16 protein-coding genes are annotated in these 19,555 nt (G+C 45.3%); 10 read left to right on the top strand and 6 right to left on the bottom strand.

The annotated features are described in order from the left end of the window. Window positions 1–3 precede the first annotated feature (3 nt). Window positions 4–393, top strand: coding sequence for a response regulator (locus tag JO154_RS03765; RefSeq protein ID WP_291941931.1), 390 nt, complete (start codon window positions 4–6; stop codon window positions 391–393). On the opposite strand, the gene rpe is transcribed toward JO154_RS03765, so the two are convergent. The 5 genes from rpe to thrA form a co-directional block, all read right to left on the bottom strand. Then, the gene (rpe, locus tag JO154_RS03760; RefSeq protein WP_291941929.1) at window positions 379–1,062 is read right to left on the bottom strand and encodes a ribulose-phosphate 3-epimerase; all 684 of its coding nucleotides are present in this window, start codon (window positions 1,060–1,062) and stop codon (window positions 379–381) included. The two genes, JO154_RS03765 and rpe, sit on opposite strands and share 15 nt — an antisense overlap. A 34-nt stretch (window positions 1,063–1,096) precedes the next feature. After that, entirely contained in the window at window positions 1,097–2,113 is a 1,017-nt protein-coding gene (locus tag JO154_RS03755) for a tetratricopeptide repeat protein (protein ID WP_291941928.1), read from the bottom strand. Window positions 2,114–2,124: 11 nt separating this feature from the next. Beyond that, window positions 2,125–3,450, bottom strand: a complete 1,326-nt coding sequence (thrC, locus tag JO154_RS03750; RefSeq protein ID WP_291941926.1) for a threonine synthase — start codon at window positions 3,448–3,450, stop codon at window positions 2,125–2,127. A 22-nt stretch (window positions 3,451–3,472) separates the two neighbouring features. After that, complete coding sequence (locus tag JO154_RS03745) at window positions 3,473–4,399, bottom strand: homoserine kinase (RefSeq protein ID WP_291941924.1); 927 nt, start codon at window positions 4,397–4,399, stop codon at window positions 3,473–3,475. 66 nt (window positions 4,400–4,465) lie between these two features. Next, complete coding sequence (thrA, locus tag JO154_RS03740) at window positions 4,466–6,907, bottom strand: bifunctional aspartate kinase/homoserine dehydrogenase I (RefSeq protein ID WP_291941922.1); 2,442 nt, start codon at window positions 6,905–6,907, stop codon at window positions 4,466–4,468. 862 nt (window positions 6,908–7,769) lie between these two features. Here thrA and JO154_RS03735 point away from each other — a divergent pair. Then, window positions 7,770–8,927 carry a homogentisate 1,2-dioxygenase gene (locus JO154_RS03735; RefSeq protein ID WP_291941920.1) on the top strand — a complete coding sequence of 386 codons (1,158 nt, stop codon included), beginning with the start codon at window positions 7,770–7,772 and terminating at the stop codon, window positions 8,925–8,927. A gap of 93 nt (window positions 8,928–9,020) precedes the next feature. After that, a complete protein-coding gene (gene hppD / locus JO154_RS03730) occupies window positions 9,021–10,151 on the top strand; it encodes a 4-hydroxyphenylpyruvate dioxygenase (protein ID WP_291941918.1) in 1,131 nt (376 codons plus the stop codon). A 58-nt stretch (window positions 10,152–10,209) separates the two neighbouring features. Here the strand turns inward: hppD and JO154_RS03725 are convergent, their stop codons facing one another. Further along, complete coding sequence (locus tag JO154_RS03725; protein WP_291941915.1) at window positions 10,210–10,899, bottom strand: VIT1/CCC1 transporter family protein; 690 nt, start codon at window positions 10,897–10,899, stop codon at window positions 10,210–10,212. Between the two features lie 364 nt (window positions 10,900–11,263). On the opposite strand from JO154_RS03725, the gene JO154_RS03720 reads away from it, so the two are divergent. The 7 genes from JO154_RS03720 (at window position 11,264) to JO154_RS03690 (ending at window position 19,357) form a co-directional block, all read left to right on the top strand. After that, on the top strand, window positions 11,264–12,076 hold the full coding sequence (locus tag JO154_RS03720) for a hypothetical protein (protein WP_291941913.1): 813 nt from the start codon (window positions 11,264–11,266) through the stop codon (window positions 12,074–12,076). 270 nt (window positions 12,077–12,346) lie between these two features. After that, window positions 12,347–13,096: a L,D-transpeptidase family protein gene (locus JO154_RS03715; RefSeq protein ID WP_291941912.1), complete on the top strand. Its 750-nt coding sequence runs from the start codon at window positions 12,347–12,349 to the stop codon at window positions 13,094–13,096. Between the two features lie 154 nt (window positions 13,097–13,250). Beyond that, entirely contained in the window at window positions 13,251–13,826 is a 576-nt protein-coding gene (locus JO154_RS03710) for a gluconate 2-dehydrogenase subunit 3 family protein (RefSeq protein WP_291941910.1), read from the top strand. Window positions 13,827–13,914: 88 nt separating this feature from the next. Then, window positions 13,915–15,615: a GMC family oxidoreductase gene (locus JO154_RS03705; protein ID WP_291941908.1), complete on the top strand. Its 1,701-nt coding sequence runs from the start codon at window positions 13,915–13,917 to the stop codon at window positions 15,613–15,615. Between the two features lie 10 nt (window positions 15,616–15,625). After that, window positions 15,626–17,323 (top strand): GMC family oxidoreductase, encoded by a 1,698-nt coding sequence (locus tag JO154_RS03700; protein WP_291941907.1) that lies wholly within the window; start codon window positions 15,626–15,628, stop codon window positions 17,321–17,323. 151 nt (window positions 17,324–17,474) lie between these two features. Then, a complete protein-coding gene (locus JO154_RS03695; protein ID WP_291941904.1) occupies window positions 17,475–18,047 on the top strand; it encodes an RNA polymerase sigma factor in 573 nt (190 codons plus the stop codon). 146 nt (window positions 18,048–18,193) lie between these two features. Further along, entirely contained in the window at window positions 18,194–19,357 is a 1,164-nt protein-coding gene (locus tag JO154_RS03690) for a FecR family protein (RefSeq protein WP_291941902.1), read from the top strand. Window positions 19,358–19,555: the final 198 nt, after the last annotated feature.

Here is a 19,555-nt window from a genome sequence, read left to right as displayed (position 1 = left end):
TATATGAACCTGATCAATATGATTTTTATTGTGGATGATGACCCTATTCACCAGCAGATCGCCAAAATTATGATCGAGCGACAGGGTATAAGCAATAATATTCGTGTATTCTCTGATGCCCAGGAAGTACTGGACTACTTCAGAGAAAACACGAATGTGCCAGAAGCCCTTCCGGATCTGATCCTATTGGACCTGAATATGCCGGTAATGGATGGCTGGGAATTCCTGGATGAATATGCAGGATTCCAAACATCCCTGCCTAAACAGGTAAAGATATTTGTACTGACATCCAGTATTGATGAGAAAGACAAAGAACGTGTGCGTAGTTATAAGTTTGTAAGCGGTTATCTGACTAAACCACTGTCAAAGGAAATCATATCACATCTTTCCTAAACCTGCCATAGCTGCGGCTTTTAGTCCGCTTATTGTCTGTTCGGGATTCTCTGATGCAAATACAGCACTTCCAGCTACCAGTACATTTGCGCCTGCTTGTATAAGCTGGCCGGCATTCTCTGCACTGATACCGCCATCCACTTCAATGAGCGCGTGGGCGTTGGTGTCGTTAATCAATTGACGCAACTGTGCAATCTTATGATAGGTTTGTTCAATGAAGGTTTGTCCGCCAAAACCCGGATTCACACTCATGATCAGGACCAGATCTAAGTCGCGGATCACATTTTCCAGCAATCCTACCGGTGTATGCGGATTCAAAGCCACGCCGGCTTTCATGCCGAGGTGTTTGATCTGTTGGATATTTCTATGCAGATGTGGACAGGCCTCATAGTGCACCGTCAGTAGATCAGCGCCCGCATTTTTAAATGCTTCTGCATATTTCTCCGGCTCTTCAATCATCAGGTGTACATCGCAGGTTTTTTGGGTGGCCTTTCTGATCTGGGCGATCACTGGCAAGCCAAAGCTGATATTCGGCACAAATCGTCCGTCCATCACATCCAGGTGAAACCAATCGGCCTCACTACGGTTAAGCATATCCGCTTCTTTCCCCAGTTCCAGGAAATTCGCTGCCAGTAGAGATGGCGCAATTAATACAGGTTTTTTTTCCAAAGGCAATGATTTTGTTCGCTGTAAAAGTAAGCAATTACTTGCTCAGTCGTTTGATGGCTGCTTTGGCCTCGGTGAAGTCCTTCTTAAAAGAGGAGGCTTTTATATAATCTTCCAGCGCCATTTCCTTTTTACCCAGATTTTCTTGGCACAGGGCACGCTGATAATAGGCCAGTGCATCTGTAGGAGCTGCTTTGGCAGCCAGGTTGTAAAAAGTATAGGCTTCTTTCCAATTTTTATGATTTCGGTAGATATCACCCAAAGCCATATACGAGGCCTCAAAATTTGGATCGGATATGATGCTCTTGCGGTAAGAGGCTATGGCAGCTTCTTGTTGTGCCATTCGTTCTTGGAAACGGCCTGCAAAATACAAGGGTTCCGCATTCGTGGAATCTAACTTCCATGCCTGTACGTAATATTGTACGGCATCTTTCTGCTTTTGTACACTCAGCAGGTCCGCTAGTTCCATGAGGGCATCATATTCCGGATGATCTCCCGCCACGGCTATCGCCTGGGTGAGATAACGAACAGTAGACACGGTATCCTTGTGATCTTCTGCTATCCTAGCTTTCAGGTAGAATGCCTGGTCTGCACCTTCGCCGGATTTGGCCAGTAGGTCAGCGAGACTATCAGCGCTGGTGTATTGTTTGTTTTCCACCATGGCGGTGGCCAATTTGTATTGCAGGTAAGGGTAATTGGGAGCGGTTTGCAAAGCCCTAGAAAAGAGATGGGCCGCAGTTTGGTGATTACCGGCTACCAATGCCGCTTCCCCGGCACCGGCCCAATAATCTGTATTGGCCGAGTCTAATTTTGCCGCCTGCTCAAAATCTTTCTGCGCCATATCCGGATGGGTATTGAACAGCAGCAGGGCACGACGATAATACAACGCGTGGTTTTGTGGGAATTGTTGCAGGGAATCAGTAATCGGACGAATAATGTCGCTATATAAAACGGAGTCGGCAGATGCAGTGGCCTGGTGCTGGGTGGTTGGCTGCGATGAATTATTGCAGGCACCCATTGCCAGCCCCAGGACGAGGATAGTTAGTTTTCTCATACAGTGCCAAGTTAATGGCTTAATTCTGAATTCTGAAATTCTAACTGCATTAAAGTCTTTTTTACCACCTGATAATCAGCCGCTACCACGATAGAAGATTTCTCCTTACCGTATAACGACATCACTTTTGCCGGGGTATGAATATCATCCCGGATGCTTTTCGGAGCGGTATCTTCAAACTTCACCGGATGTGCAGTTTCCAGGAATACGCCTGTGATATCAGGATCTTCCGCCAGGTATTTTTGAAGGCCCAGGTAGCCAACGGCGCCATGTGGGTCTAGCATGTAATGGGATTCTTTCCATACCCGTTCCATAGCGCGGGCAGTATCTTTATCATTAAAGCTGTAGGAACTCATACTGGCAGCCAGTTGCGGGAAGTTCTTGCCATACAGCTCCAATATACGTACAAAATTACTTGGATCTGCTACGTCCATCGCATTAGAGAGGGTAGGTACTGCACGTCCGGGCTCGTATTTACCGCTTTGCATAAAGCGAGGGATGGTGTCATTGACATTCGTAGCAGCAATGAAATGCGCTACTGGTAATCCTATTGCCGCTGCCATCATACCCGCGCAGATATTCCCGAAATTGCCGCTGGGCACGGAAAATACCACTTTCGGATGGGCCGCTTTCATCTGTTTGTAGGCAATGAAATAATAAAACATCTGTGGCAGCCAGCGGGCTACGTTGATAGAGTTCGCAGAAGTGAGCGGACGTTTAGCCTGTAGTTCCTGATCCAGGAAAGCCGTTTTAACGATACGCTGACAATCGTCGAAGGTGCCTAGTACTTCCAGGGCGCGTATGTTGCCACCGAGAGTAGTCAATTGTTTTTCCTGGAGGGTGCTCACCATTCGGGAAGGGTAGAGGATCACGACTTCCACGCCAGGCACATTATAGAAGCCACTGGCCACAGCAGCGCCGGTATCGCCGGAAGTGGCTACCAGTACAGTCACCGGTTGCTTGCTATTACGACGGAAGTATCCGAGGCAGCCAGCCATGAAACGGGCCCCTACGTCTTTGAACGCGAGGGTAGGGCCATGAAAGAGTTCCAGGGCATAAGATGCACGCGAAACCTTTTGTATAGGGAAAGGGAAATGTAACGTTTCAGCTACTATCTCCCGTAATTTATCTTCCGGAATTTCATCTCCAACAAACGCTTTAATTACCTGGTAGCCTATTTCCTGATCGCTGTATCGATGTAGGTTTTCCAGGAATGCAGGGTCCAATTGGGGAATACTTTCAGGGAAATATAAACCTTTATCCGGCGCCATGCCTTCTGTCACTGCTTTTTCAAAGGATACTTTATATTCCGGATTGTGCAAGCTATAGTATTGCATAATGCATTATTCATTAAATTAGTTAGTCAATCACTTTTACTCCCGCAGTGTTGATTTGGGAAACATATATTTTATAATCCACGCCCAGTGGCGCATACACTTTATCCATCATCTCTGCCACTTTGCGGGCATTGGCTTCTCCTTTACTCAGCATAAATACAGAAGGGCCTGAACCGCTGATACCTCCGCCCAGTGCGCCCGCTTCCTTACATTTTAATTTCAGTTCGTGAAAAGCTGGAATCAAGATGCTGCGCACAGGTTCTACGATCACGTCTTCTAGGGAGCGACTGATCAATTCATAATCTTCTTGGAAAAGGCCCGCCACCAGGGCGCCCACATTGCCCCATTGACGGATGGCATCTGTCATGAGTACTTTCTGTTTGAGGATTTCCCTGGCATCAGAAGTTTTTACTTCTATTTGTGGATGTATCACCGTCACCCAGAGTTCAGCGGGAGAGTGGAGCGTAATAATATCCAGTGGCCGATAACTGCGCACCATGGTGAAACCGCCCAATATGGCCGGCGCCACGTTGTCCGCATGCGCGGAGCCAGAGGCCAGTCTTTCGCCTTCCATAGCGAAGCGCACGAGTTGTTTGCGGGTGAAAGGCTCTCCCAGCAAGTGGTTGACGCCTACTACAGCGCCCGCACTACTGGCAGCGCTGGAGCCGATACCGCTACCAGGATGTATATTTTTAAAGATTTCTATTTCAATACCTGTATCTGGTTGGTCGTATTTTTGCAGCAGGGCCTGTACTGCCACGCCAGCAACGTTCTTTGCCGGGTCTAGCGGCAGATCGGCGCCATGTACAGCAGTAATGCGGATGCCGGGTTCCTTGCTCCTGCGTAGAATCATTTCATCGCCGGGTGCGTCCATGGCCAGTCCTATTACATCAAAGCCGCAGGCAACATTCGCAACAGTGCCGGGAGCAAATACTTTAATACAATCCATATAGTTAATTTAATACTTGAAATTTAGGAATGGTAAATGCATTCAGAAGGGTAACGAAAGATTAATCTATCGGGCGCTTCTGATGATGTCAGCAAATATGCCGGAGGCGGTCACGTCTGCACCTGCACCTGCTCCTTTCACAATCAGTGGCTGTTCACGGTACCTGCTGGTAGTATATAATACGATGTTATCTTTTCCTTCCAGGTTATAGAACGGATGATCCGGTGATACACATTGTAGTCCTACAGAAGCTTTGCCTTCTTCATAACGGGCTACGAATTTAAGTCGCTTCCCTGCAGCCACTGCGTTACTGAGCAGTTGCCCGAAATGACTAGCATGTACGTCTAGCTGTTCGTAGAAATCGCCTACAGAAGGGGCATTCAGACAATCATCTGGCAAAAACAGGTGATTGGTGATATCGTTCATTTCCATTTTCGCTCCGCTCTCTCTGGCCAGGATGAGGATTTTACGCATCACGTCTACACCGCTGAGGTCTATACGTGGATCTGGTTCAGTGTATCCTTCATCTTGTGCTGCCTGCACTACATCGCGGAAGCTAGCGCCATTCACGAAATGATTGAACACGAAATTCAGACTGCCGCTCAACACCGCTTCTATGCTATGTATGCGGTCTCCGCTACGGATAAGGTCATTCAGTGTATTGATCACCGGTAGTCCTGCACCTACGTTTGTTTCAAAGAGGAAAGAGGCATTGTAACTACGTGCCAGTTCTTTCAGTTGCTTGTAATATTGATAGTCAGACGAGCAGGCGATCTTGTTACAAGTCACCACAGAAATACCATTTTGGAGAAACTCATGGTAGGTTTTGGCTACCTCTCCACTGGCGGTATTATCAACAAATACGCTGTTACGAAGGTTGAGTGATTTTATCTGTTCTATAAATTGCTTCATATCGCTGGCATCGCCCTGTGGCAGTTGTTCCCGCCAGTCGCTTAGCTTAATGCCGTATTCGCTGAACAGCATGTTTTTACTGTTGGCCATACCGGCTACGCGTATCTGCAAGCCTAGTTCTTCTTGCAGGTATCCCTGTTGCTGTTGTAGTTGTTCCAATAATTTACTGCCCACATTGCCTACCCCTGCGATAAAGAGGTTTACTTGTTTCAAGGGTTTCTCGAAGAAGGCTTCGTGTATTAAGTTCAGCGCTTTCTTCACATCTGCCTTGTTGATCACAGTAGAGATATTCTTTTCAGTAGAACCCTGTGCGATAGCGCGAATGTTCACCCCATTGCGGCCCAGGGTACCAAACAGTTTACCGCTGGTGCCATGGTGGTTTTTCATCTTATCGCCCACAACGGCAACAATGCAAAGGTCTTTCTCTACCAGGAGTGGGTCTATTTTCTTCTCGTGTATTTCCTGAGCGAATTCCTCATCCACAGCGGTTTTAGCGCGCAGCATATCGCCTTCGTGTATACCTACGGTGATAGAGTGTTCGGAGGAGCTTTGTGTAATTAAGATAACGTTGATGCGTTCCCGTAAGAGCGCTTCGAAGAGGCGTTTTGAAAACCCAGGAATGCCCACCATACCGCTACCTTCCAGTGTCAGCAGCGCGATGTGCTGAATTCCGGAGATACCGGTTACTGGATAGTTACGCTCGGTGCTGTCTTGTATCAGGGTGCCATGATCTTCCGGCGCAAAGGTATTTTTGATCCATACCGGGATTCGTTTATCCATGACCGGTTGGATAGTGGGTGGGTAGATGACTTTCGCGCCGAAGTGCGATAGTTCCATTGCTTCCTCGTAGGAGATATGGGAGATAGGTATGGCTTGGCTGACCATTCTAGGATCGGCGGTCATCATGCCGCTAACATCTGTCCATATATCCAATAGGCTGGCGTTCACTGCTGCCGCGATGATAGCAGCAGTATAATCGGAACCGCCTCTGCCGAGGGTGGTAGTTTCGCCGTCAGGGGAGGAGGCAACAAAACCGGGGAATACGGTATATTCCGCGGTGGAGGCTTCCTGCCAGGCTTTAATATTATGATTGGTGCTAACGAAGTTAACGGCAGCATGACCAAAGTTGCTGTCTGTTACGATGAGATCGCGACTATCTTTACAGGTTGCGTTGAGTCCTTCCTGTTTCAGTTTTTCTGCCACCATGTAGCAGGAGATTAATTCTCCATAGCTCATGATTTTATCTAAGGAGCGGGCGCTGAGTTCACCCACCTGGAAGATGCCATCACAGAGGTTTTCCAGGGCATTCAATTTCTTTTTCAGTTGGCTGATCTGGCCACTTTGTGCGGTGATAGGGAACAACTCACGAATGGCGGTGAGGTGACGTTGTTCAATTTCTTGGAGTACTGATTTATATTCTTCTTTGCCGGCGCCTGCTAATTGGCCACAGCTAATAAGTTTATCGGTCACACCACCCATTGCGGAAACTACGATGGCATATTTTCCTGCTGGTTTATATTTTTTAAGTATCTGGCAAACCTGTTCTATTGCTTTGGAGCTACCAACGGATGTACCGCCGAATTTTAAAACTTGCATAATGAATAAAGTTTATACGTAGAAATAGTCCGATCCTTCCGGTTGTATACCACTGTATCAGTGGTCATTGGATGATATGTGAACTTTAACCCCGCACTGGGGTTGTAATAATTGTGGACGTAATAATAGCGCTCATGCATTCCCGGGAGGTGGGAGTGAAGGAGAGATGATATGTAGATTTCTGTAGCACTATTACTGTTTTGTGACGATTGTGTTACAAAAGTCTATATTTTCACCTGTAAATAAAAGCGCAGTAGCGATATTTTTAAAAATTTCAATGGAAGGGGTGTTTTTTGAAATTATTTCTGTTAAATGTGACTTATTTTGAAATAAGTCATATCTTATTGCGAAAATGATGTGTTTTGTATATCCATTTAAGTATTAATTATATCGCTCTATTTCATAATTCAATGACAATAAAATGACAAATTATGCCTTTCAAATGAAGGTTTGATGGCCGCATTTGTCATCTGAAGAAAAAATTGGATTAATATAAAATATCATTAACTTTAGCAGGTAAAATCAAAAAGAACTGCATTGCCGGAATTATTAAAATATACTTCCAATAGTCAGCTTCGCTACTATTTTCTCATGGCTACCCTCGCCATGGATGCGGCAATTGCATAACCCATCTCTGCCACCTGTAAAACAGGCTTTCCGTTATTTATTGGCGTAACTTTGTAGCAGCTTTTATTTCTACTGCTTCCCAGTTCATTCTTATTTCAGCTGCTGTCCGTAAGGGCCTGTCGGCTGCAACACCTACCCGGTAAATTTCTTAGCCTGTAGACTGGCACCTTACATCAGCATTTATTTTTTTCGGATACATACACCAAAACAATCCTATTCATTCAATATTCCAGTTATGCCACATTATCATAAACTTGGTCAAATTCCGCACAAACGCCATACGCAGTTCCGTAAGCCGGATGGCGGACTGTATTCGGAACAGTTGTTTTCTACAGAAGGATTTTCTTCCCATTCGACCTTGTTGTACCATTGTCATCCGCCTACCGAAATCGTGAAAGTAGATGAACCATACAGCGTAGCGCCGAAAGTGGCAGAAGAGAAAATGCTGAAACACCGTAGCTTCCAGGGATTTAATATTCAGCCGGAAGAGGACTTCCTGAAAAGCCGGAAAGCGGTGCTGGTGAACAATGATCTCCATATTGTATTGGCCGCTCCCCGTCAGAGTATGACCAATTACTTCTACAAAAATGCCGATGCCGACGAAATGATTTTTGTTCATGAGGGTACAGGTACGCTGAAAACCCAATACGGACAACTGAAATTCGGTTATGGAGATTATCTCGTTATCCCAAGGGGAACCATTTACCAGATTCATTTTGATACGCCAGACAATAGACTCTTTATCGTAGAATCGTTTAGTCCTATCCGTTATCCGAAACGTTATCTCAGCAAATACGGCCAATTATTGGAACATTCTCCGTACTGTGAAAGAGATATCCGTCAGCCGGAAAACCTGGAAACCATTGATCAGGACGGCGATTTCTTGATCAATATCAAGAAGAAAGGCGTGATGTATCCCATTCATTACAAACATCATCCATTTGATGTAGTAGGTTGGGATGGTTGCGAATATCCGTTTGCCTTCTCCATTCATGATTTTGAACCGATTACAGGTAGGGTGCATCAGCCGCCTCCAGTACATCAGACTTTCGAGGGCACCAATTTCGTAGTGTGCTCTTTCTGTCCTCGGCTGTTCGACTATCATCCACAGGCCATCCCTGCGCCTTATAACCATAGTAATATTGATAGCGACGAGGTATTATATTATGTAGCTGGCGATTTCATGAGCCGCAAACATGTTACCAGGGGAATGATTACCCTGCACCCTGCTGGTATTCCGCATGGGCCGCATCCAGGCGCTGTAGAGAAGAGTATCGGCGCTAAAGAAACGAAAGAGCTGGCCGTTATGGTAGACACCTTCCATCCATTGCAGATTACAGAAGCTGCCTTGGGTATTGAAGATGGCTCCTATGTGATGAGCTGGGCAGAATAAACTACACCAACCAAGGTTACAACAACATTTTAACAGGTTACAACAACATCTAAACGGGTTACAACAAAATCTTAAACCTCTTAATCAAAAGTTATGGAAACAGCTACAGTAAACACTTCCAGTATGACAGGCCAGCAGGATTTTCTGCCGCTCAACGGAACTGATTATGTAGAATTTTATGTAGGTAATGCCAAACAGGCGGCCCACTATTATAAAACAGCCTTCGGTTTTCAGTCTGTCGCTTATGCAGGTCCTGAAACTGGCGTAAGAGACCGTGTGTCTTATGTATTGGTGCAGAACAAACTGCGCTTTGTATTGACTTCCCCATTGCATCCGGATAATCCCATTGCAGAACATATCAATCAACATGGTGATGGTATCAAAGTGCTCGCGCTGTGGGTAGATGATGCGCGCGCTGCTTTCGAAGAAACCGTTAAACGCGGCGGTAAACCATATATGGAGCCAGTGGTAGAAAAAGATGAATTTGGAGAAGTAGTGCGTAGTGGAATTCATACGTATGGAGACACGGTTCATATTTTCGTAGAGCGTAAAAATTACAAGGGCGCTTTTCTACCAGGCTTTAAGGAATGGAAATCTGCCTATAACCCTACTGATACCGGTTTGCAGTACGTAGACCATTGCGTAGGTAACGTAGGTTGGAACCAGATGAATACTTGGGTATCCTTCTATGAACAGGTGATGGGCTTTAAAAACCTGATCTCCTTCGATGATAAGGACATTTCCACCGAATATTCCGCCCTCATGAGTAAAGTAATGAGCAACGGTAACGGTCGCGTAAAATTCCCTATCAACGAGCCTGCAGAAGGTAAAAAGAAATCCCAGATCGAAGAGTACCTGGATTTCTATAACGGCGCGGGCGTGCAGCACGTAGCCATCGCTACGAATGATATCGTGAAAACAGTATCCGAACTCCAGGCTCGTGGCGTGGAATTCCTTACTGTTCCGTCTTCTTATTATGAAACGCTGCTGGACAGAGTAGGTAAAATCGATGAAGAAATTGCGCCACTGCAACGCCTGGGTATCCTGGTAGACAGAGACGATGAAGGTTATCTCCTCCAGATCTTCACCAAACCTATCCAAGACCGTCCAACCGTGTTCTTCGAAATTATCCAGCGTAAAGGAGCTCAATCTTTTGGAAAGGGCAATTTCAAAGCGCTGTTTGAATCTATTGAAAGAGAACAGGCCCTGCGCGGTAACCTGTAAAAATATAAATGCCGAAATGCATTTAATACGCATTCCGGCATTTTTTATATCGTTTCAATTAGCCTCCAATCAATCGGGCAATGCCAAAGGCACAGCCAGCGGCAATAGTACCGATAACGGCTACACGAATACCACCCATCACTGGATTTAAGCCCGTTAAGCGACTTTTAAAGTAGCCAAAAACAAACAGGCAGATGATGGTAATGATAGCGGAGACTTTAAGTCCTTGTAGTCCACTACTCGCGAAGAAGTAAGGCATCAGCGGAATCAGGCCGCCTACAATGTAGGAAACACCAATATTTAGCGCACTTTTAGTGGCCCTGCTGGCGTCTGGCTTTTCCAGTCCCAGTTCATATTTCATCATGAAATCTGCCCAGCGGTCTTTGTCTGTAATCAGTTCTGCTGCGGCTTTCTGTTGGAGTTCGCGACTCAATCCCAGTTCAGCGAAAAAATATTCCACTTCCTCCTTCTCTTTTTCCGGCACGCTTTCTATTTCTTCGTATTCTCTTTTTAACTCACTGTTGTAATGGTCCTGTTCTGTTTTACCTGCAAGGTATCCGCCGAGTCCCATCGCAATAGAGCCTGCCGCAATTTCAGCTAGCCCGGCTATCACGATAAGATTCACGTCCTTTACGGTGCCGCTAAGCCCTGCTGCCAGCGCAAAGGGAACAGTAAGACCATCAGACATGCCAATGACGATATCCCGTAGCAATTCAGAGCCTGTGAAGTGTTTTTCCTGATGTGTCATAAAATGAAACTGTTTGAAATACGGTAACAAGGAAAATGTTGCACAAAAGTAAACCGACAATGTGGAATAATAATAAAGATTAATGCAACAAATATGCAATTTTATTGCATGTGTACTTCGGGATCCTGCCAATATATTGCAGTAACCGTTAGAGAGATATGTGTCTTAATGAATTGATGTTTAATATCTTATGAGATTTTTTGCTTTCAAATATTAAATTAATGAAATAATAATATGTTGTTTAAATCCATATGACTCCGGTTTTCGTAAATGCTGTACCACCTATGGCCAATTTATTCAAGCCTCTTGTTTGAATAATTACAAATTATTATTTTTATTAATATATAATCTAAACGTAGCACCTATGCACAACACACACATTGCCCGAAGGGTAAGCCATGTCCTTTTGCTGGCAGGTTTAGGCCTGACCACTGCATTCACCACCATTCCCGGAGAACCAGAACCTACTTATCTGCATGCTATTATTGCAGGTGGGAGTCGGACTACCGTAGAGTACAACGCCGACAAATCCATTAACAGGCTTGTTCAGGTACACAAAGGGGAGAGTGGAGAATACCAGGAAGTAATAGTACCCGTTTATGAAAATGGTCGATTAGTGAAGACCATGACAGCCGAGAACTCCGTGTCTCCCGCTACTGATCTGAACACCAGCCTGGAATATACCGCTGCAGGCCAAGTACAGCGTATCTCTTATTACCGGGATAATGCTATTTATGCATACGATTCTCTTGCCTATGGTGATGGCGGTCATCTTTCCGTTAGATATCATTTTGCTAAATTAGCTGGCCGTAATACCTGGGAAAACAGCGGCTATCAGCAGTTTACTTGGGATGGAGAAGGTAATATTGTTCGCCAAGATAACTATGGAAAACAGCCAGGGTACTCCAAATTTGTGGCGGTTTCAAGTATTAGTTACCGTTACGATAACAAATCAAATCCAAGGCAACAGCAAGGGCTGGCATGGTTGATGGAGCTCCAACCAGCATATCTTTCTGCCCATAATGTAATCGGTGAAACCCTTGTCAGCAACCACTCTTCAAGGGCAGTCAACAGTACCTGCGTGTATTCATATACTGGTGGAAAATTCCCCCTGAAAGCGACGTACACCACCGATGCAGATCCTGGAATTGTTAAAATGGAGTTTAAGAGGTTGTAAGTACCCGGACAATAACCTAACTTTACATACAATATAATTTGTAATTGTTTCGTTGGTTATGAGTATACAGACGCTGTTCGGGATATTGTTTTTGTTGAGTGGAATTTTTCAGGCATTCACCGCCGTTTTGATTTATTTAGGACACAAAAGCTATATTTTGAGATTCATGAGTAAAAAAATGGCGCTAATATTACATTGCGTCTTGGCCTTTTTCTTATTTTTCCTGGCATATATAAACCTGGTCTAACTTTAAAATTTTGTTGAAATAGTATGAAGCGACTTGTAGTACTCGCACTGATGTTGTTGGCAGGGGGCGCCGTTTTTGCCCAGCAATCTTTTCTTGAAAACCAGAAAATGTATCCTAAAGTCGGAGAGGCTTATCGAGAAAAAGAGGAATTGTTAAAAAAAGAATTTGAAAAGAAAGGACTGACTTATCCTGCTAAATATATCTTCATACGCTCCTTTAAACTGGATAGCGAAATGGAGATCTGGGTGAAGAATAACCCTCAGGATACTTTCCGCCTGTTTAAATCATATCGGGTATGCACCCTCTCCGGAAGAATGGGGCCTAAACGCCGCGAGGGCGACCGCCAAGTTCCGGAAGGATTTTATTATATCAACGACTTTAATCCAAACAGCAACTACCATCTCTCCCTGGGTATTAATTATCCGAACTTTTCCGATCGCATTCTCAGCGATCCTAAAAAGCCAGGCAGCGAAATCTATATCCATGGCAATTGCATTACGGTAGGCTGTATTCCTTTAACCGATGAATTCATCGATGAAGTGTACATCCTGGCGGTGAATGCTAAAAATGCTGGTCAGGATTTCATACCAGTGCATGTATTCCCGATTAAATTTGGCAATAGCCGCTCTGTGGACTATCTGAACACCGTTCCGGTGACAGATAGTATCAGTCGTCCTTTCTGGGCCAACCTTCGCCATGCATATGACTATTTCGAAAAACATCATAAGCTGCCAGTTGTAATGATCGATGACAAAGGAAGATATACCTTGTAGTATAGCCTTCCCATACTATATAATCTTTTCAGGCAAGGTCCCGCTCATAGCGGGACCTTGCCTTTTTTATACCAGAAAAACGGTTCATCCATGTTAATTTGGATTTTAGGTTATTTTTTTTAAACTTACCGTTCGGTCAAATCAAATCCTTATTATGCATAGAAGAGACGCAATTAGGAATGTGGCGATTTTGTTGGGTACTGCCATTTCCGCTTCCACGTTATCAGCCTTAGAAAGCTGCACAAGTTCCGCTCCGAAAAACTATGATCTTCACACGCCACAAACGAAAACCATGGTGGCCGAAGTCGCGGAAACAATCATTCCAACCACCGACACCCCAGGCGCTAAAGCGGGTAAGGTAGATGAATTCATCATCACGATGATGAATGACTGCTATAAAAAAGCAGATCAAGACATCTTCCTCGATGGCCTGAAAAAAATTGATGAAGCGAGTAAAAAGAAATTCAAAATCAATTTCCTCGAGTTAATGCCGGAACAACGCGCCGAAATCCTCACCGAAATCGATAAAGAACGCGTTGCCTACAATAAACGTGAAAATAAGAAAGATGGGGATCCTACCCATTATTTCCAGTTCATGAAAGATCTTACCCTACTCGGTTACTTTACTTCTGAACCAGGTGCTACCAAAGCCCTGCGTTATGTAGCCGTTCCAGGTAAATACGATGGCTGCGTGCCTTACAAAAAAGGCGACAAAGCGTGGGCTTCCTAAGTGCTGCCGCTATCTGATCATGACTGATGCCATCAGTAACGTCTATAAGACTACTGATGCTTTCTTGTTCTCTTAAACTTTGCCGACAATGAATCTAAATACTAAAGCGCAGGAACAAAATACCTATGATGCGATTGTCATAGGCTCCGGTGTAAGTGGTGGCTGGGCTGCCAAAGAACTGACCGAAAAAGGTCTGAAAGTGCTCATGCTGGATCGTGGTAAACAACTGGAACACGTGAAGGATTACGATACCGCTATGAAAGATCCATGGGAATTCCCGCACAGAGGAAAAATTACCCAGGAACAAAGGGATTCCCATCCTAAACTGAGCCGCGACTATCCTTACTCTGAGCACAACGAAAAATTCTGGATCAACGACTCCCAGAGTCCATATAACGAAGTAAAAAGATTTGACTGGTACCGCCCGGATATCGTGGGTGGTAAATCCATCATGTGGGGCCGCCAGTCATACCGCTGGAGTGACCTCGATTTCGAAGCCAACTTAAAAGACGGCATCGCTGTTGACTGGCCTATCCGTTATAAGGATATCGCGCCATGGTATGATTATGTAGAGAAATTCGCTGGTATCAGCGGTTCCCGCGAAGGCTTACCACAGTTGCCAGACGGCCAGTTTATGCCGGCAATGCCAATGAACTGCGTGGAATTAGATGTGAAAAAAAACATCGAATCCAAGTATAAAGGTCGTATCATGACCATGGGACGTGTGGCCAATATTACGGAACCATTACCTGGCCGTGAAAAATGCCAATTCCGTAACCTCTGTAGTCGTGGTTGTCCTTTCGGCGCTTACTTCAGCACGCAATCGTCTACACTGCCTGCAGCCACCGCTACTGGTAACCTGACGCTCCGTCCTGATTCTATCGTAAATTCTATCATTTACGATGAAAAGAAAGGTAAAGCTACCGGTGTGCGCGTGATCGACAAGCACTCCAAGCAAATGATAGAATTCTATGCGAAAATCATTTTCGTAAATGGTTCTACATTGGGTACCACCTTCGTGCTGATGAATTCTACTTCCACCCGTTTCCCTAACGGCCTTGGTAACGACAGTGGCGTACTGGGTAAATACCTGATGGATCACCATTTTCGTACAGGCGCTTCCGGTACCGCAGAAGGCTACGATGATAAATATACTTTTGGTCGCCGTGCTAATGGTATCTATATCCCACGTTACCGCAACGTTGGTAGCGATAAACGTGATTATCTCCGTGGCTTCGGCTACCAAGGCGGCGCTAACCGCGGTGCATTGTGGAGTAAAGGGATTGCGGAAATCGGCGTAGGTAAGGACTTTAAAGATTCACTGGTGGAACCCGGCAACTGGTCAATGGGACTGGGAGGCTTCGGAGAATGCTTGCCTTATGAAGATAACGTGGTAACGCTGGATACCTCCGTGAAAGATGCATGGGGGCAGCCTGTTCTCAAATTCGATGTAGAATTCAAAGAAAATGAGAAAAAAATGCGCGTAGATATGATGAACGATGCGGCTGAAATGTTGGAAGCAGCAGGTATGAAGAATGTGAAGACATACGATAATGGTTCCTATCCGGGTATGGCTATTCATGAAATGGGTACTGCTCGTATGGGTCGTGATCCTAAAACTTCCATCCTCAATGGTTACAACCAGATGCATGCGGTGCCTAACGTATTCGTTACAGATGGCGCTTGTATGACTTCCGCCGCCTGTGTGAATCCTTCACTCACTTACATGGCGCTGACAGCACGTGCGGCAGATTATGCAGTGAAAGAACTGAAGAAAGGAAACCTCTAAAATTGTAAGTATGAACCTAAACATAAAAGCGACCAAAGAAAACACTTACGATGCCATCGTGGTGGGTTCGGGTATTAGTGGGGGATGGGCTGCCAAGGAATTGTGCGAGAAAGGCCTGAAAACACTCGTATTGGAAAGAGGTCGTAATGTAGAGCATATTAAGGATTATACCACCGCCATGAAGGACCCTTGGGAGTTCCCTCACCGGTTGCGGCATACCAACGAAATGCGAGAGCAACACCCTATTCAAAGTCGCTGCTATGCCTTCGATGAAGCTACCCAGCAGTTTTGGGTGAATGACAAAGAAAACCCCTACAATGAAGTAAAGCCGTTCAACTGGCTGCGCGGATATCATGTAGGTGGCCGCTCGCTCATGTGGGGCCGTCAGGTGTACCGCTGGAGTGATCTCGATTTCGAAGCCAATGCGAAAGATGGTCATGGCGTAGATTGGCCGATCCGTTATAAAGACATTGCTCCTTGGTATGAGTATGTAGAACGATACATTGGGGTGAGTGGACAAGCAGAAGGCCTCCCACAACTTCCAGATGGTATCTTCATGCAGGCCATGGAAATGAACTGTCTGGAAAAACATGTAGCAGCCAGAATTAAAGAACAATACAAAGACCGTATCATCACGATCGGTCGTGTAGCACATGTTACAGAGAAACATAATGGTCGGGGACCTTGCCAGTACAGAAACCTCTGTGCTCGCGGATGCCCTTATACCGGCTATTTCAGCAGTAATGGCGTAACGTTGCCAGCGGCCGCAGCTACCGGCAATCTCACACTGCGCCCGGATTCTATAGTACTGGAAGTCCTGTACGATAAGGATACTGCCAAAGCCACCGGCGTACGTGTAATGGATGCACATACCAAACAAACCGTAGAATATTACGCTAATATCGTCTTCCTGAATGGTTCTACTTTAGGTACCACTTGGATTATGCTCAATTCTGTATCGGATCGTTTCCCTAATGGATTCGGTAATGATAGCGGACAACTGGGCCATAACCTGATGGACCACCACTTCGGAGTGGGTGCTGGCGGAGAATTCGACGGTTTTGAAGATCAATATACCAGTGCTGGCCGTAGGCCCAATGGAATCTATATTCCACGTTTTCGTAACGTCAACGCAGGAACGATGCGTAAAGATTATGTACGTGGATTTGGTTACCAAGGTGGCGCTGGCAGAGGTCGCGGCGTAAGCAACGAAGGCATCGGCGTAGCCCTGAAAGAATCACAAACCATTCCTGGAAAATGGGGTATGGGTATTGGTTCTTGGGGTGAGCATCTACCTTATTTCGAAAATAAGGTAACCTTGAATAAGGAGAAGAAAGATGTAAACGGATTGCCTACATTGGATATCGACTGCGAATTCAAAGAGAACGAACTCGCCATGCGTAAGGATATGCAGCAATCAGCCATCGAAATGCTCGAACGCGCAGGATTGAAAAACGTACATGGTTATGACGGTGCACCTCCTCCAGGCCACTGTATCCACGAAATGGGTACTGCACGCATGGGACGTGATCCTAAAACCTCTGTACTGAATGGTTTCAACCAGGTGCATGCTGCTAAGAACGTCTTTATCACAGATGGCGCCTGCATGGCTTCCTCTTCATGTGTAAATCCAAGCATCACCTATATGGCACTCACGGCAAGAGCCTGTGATCATGCGGTATCAGAGCTGAAGAAAGGAAATATTTAGTCCGGAAATCTACTGCCTGTCGCCCTGGCCCAGTGGACCGGGGCGACAGGATATAAGAAAATGGCGTGACGTCGCAGACGTCACGCCATTTTCTTATATTTTTGATACAGCCTGTTATTTTTTACATTTACACCAGACTAACAGCGGAATATTGGACAGCAACAGGTTTCATATTGACACAACGATACTTGTCAACATATCAGAGGGTAGTGAAGAGGCATTCAGGCAATTGTTCTTTGCAGTGCTTCCTTGGCTTACTCCGTATGTGCGGAAGGTGATAAGAGACCCGGAGAGCGTAGAAGAAGTAATCCAGGAAACTTTCATACGTATCTGGATCAGTCGAGATAAATTACCTGGCATCGAAAACCCCAAAGCCTGGATCATGCGTGTAGCCAGTAATGAATGTTTTACCTGGTTCCATAAACAGGCGGCCGCCCGAATGACTACTGCCCTCCCTGATTCCTTGCCGGAAGCTGCCGTCAATCAGGTAGAGGAGCTAGTGGCTAGTAGGGAAACGCTTACCCTCATTAAAGAAGCAGTAGATCATCTGCCACCACAACGCCGCAAAATATACCTCATGAGCCGCGAACAAGGGCTTAAAACCCAGGAAATTGCGGATAAACTGCACTTATCACAGAGCTATGTGAAAAATACATTGAGCGCAGCACTGAATAATATCCGAGAATTTCTGCAGGCAGCCGGTAAGTCGATTCCATTCTTGTAGGAATATCGGCCAGCAGAGCGACTGTCGTCTCCCTAAAAATATTTTTTTTTATCCGATAGGTACCAACACGCTTTTTTCCATTCTTACCTATATAACACTGCTTGACAGTGTACCTGTAATTAATTACTACGTTTTGAAAACCATATATGGAAGCGCGAATCATCTTTTTAATAAAAAAGAGCCAGGATACTGTGCTCACGGAGGCGGAAGAAAAAGAACTGCATGCGTTCTTTTTGAATGAGGCCAACCGCGAAGCCTTTAACTTGGAAATGCAAGGAAGTGCGGATGACATAACGGAAGAAGTAGATAGGGCGCAATGGGAACCCGTATTACAAAAGGTTTTGCGTTCGGATAATCGCGCTACAGGGAGAGTGGTACCAATAGATACTGCGAGCAAGCAGTACTTCCATAAATGGTGGAGATATGCTGCTGCAGTAGCGGTTATCGCAGTCGTAGTTGGCGTGTGGCTCAATAGGAGCGCGCCATCGCAACATGCATTGCCAAGCGTAGCCATGATAGCACCTGCGGCCAATAAGTCCATCCTGCGGATGAGCAACGGCGAAACAATTGTGCTGTCTGATGCCAGCAACGGCGTGGTTTCCCAACAAGGCAATATGAGCATTGTGAAGTTGGATAGCGGATTGCTTGCCTTCAAAGGAACAGAAAATGGTAATGAGCATAGTGTCAATACATTGATCACACCAAAGGGCGGACAATATTGCGTTATCCTTCCCGATGGTACGAAAGTATGGATGAATGCCGAGAGCGAACTTAGTTTCCCTTCTGCTTTCAGTAGTAAAGAAAGAGCAGTGACGCTTGCAGGTGAAGCCTATTTCGAAGTGACCAATGCGGCCGATCGTCCGTTTATAGTGAACACCAAAAATCAAAAAGTGCAGGTATTGGGAACCAGTTTTAACATCAACGCCTATACGAATGAAGCGATGATCAGTACTACACTGATCTCAGGAAAAGTGAAAGTAAGCGCAGGTGATAAATCAACAGTACTGCTCGCAGGACAACAGTTGCAGCAAAATAGCAGCAACTGGAAAATCCTGCCAAATACCGATACAGACGCAGTTTTGGCGTGGAAGAACGGTTACTTCTCATTTAATAATGCAGATATTGTCACCGTCATGAGACAACTCGAAAGATGGTACGATATTAAAGTTGTTATCGAAACTAAAACGACATCACATCAGTTCGTAGGGGAAATACCAATGAATATTACGTTAGATAAAACAATGGAAATTTTAAAACAAAGTGGAATAGATTATACCATCTATGGTAACACAGTAACCATCACCGACTAGGAGAAAATACCGTCAAGCACAACCAATTCTATATCGTACACCAACCAAAATAGTATCAACCAGAAACCAACCATTCATTAGTATGAAAAAAAACAGTTCCTAAAAACACAAAAACAGAAGTGGTTGCAACACTTCTGTTTATTTATTCGGGTTCGTCGATAACCATCCGACCAAGAACGCTTATCTCTTCACCCTAAC

Origin of the sequence: Chitinophaga sp., assembly GCF_019236475.1 — a bacterium.
GTDB lineage: Bacteria > Bacteroidota > Bacteroidia > Chitinophagales > Chitinophagaceae > Chitinophaga.
The sequence above is the reverse complement of the archived record's forward strand: the minus strand, read 5'-3'. Positions and strand labels throughout refer to the sequence as shown.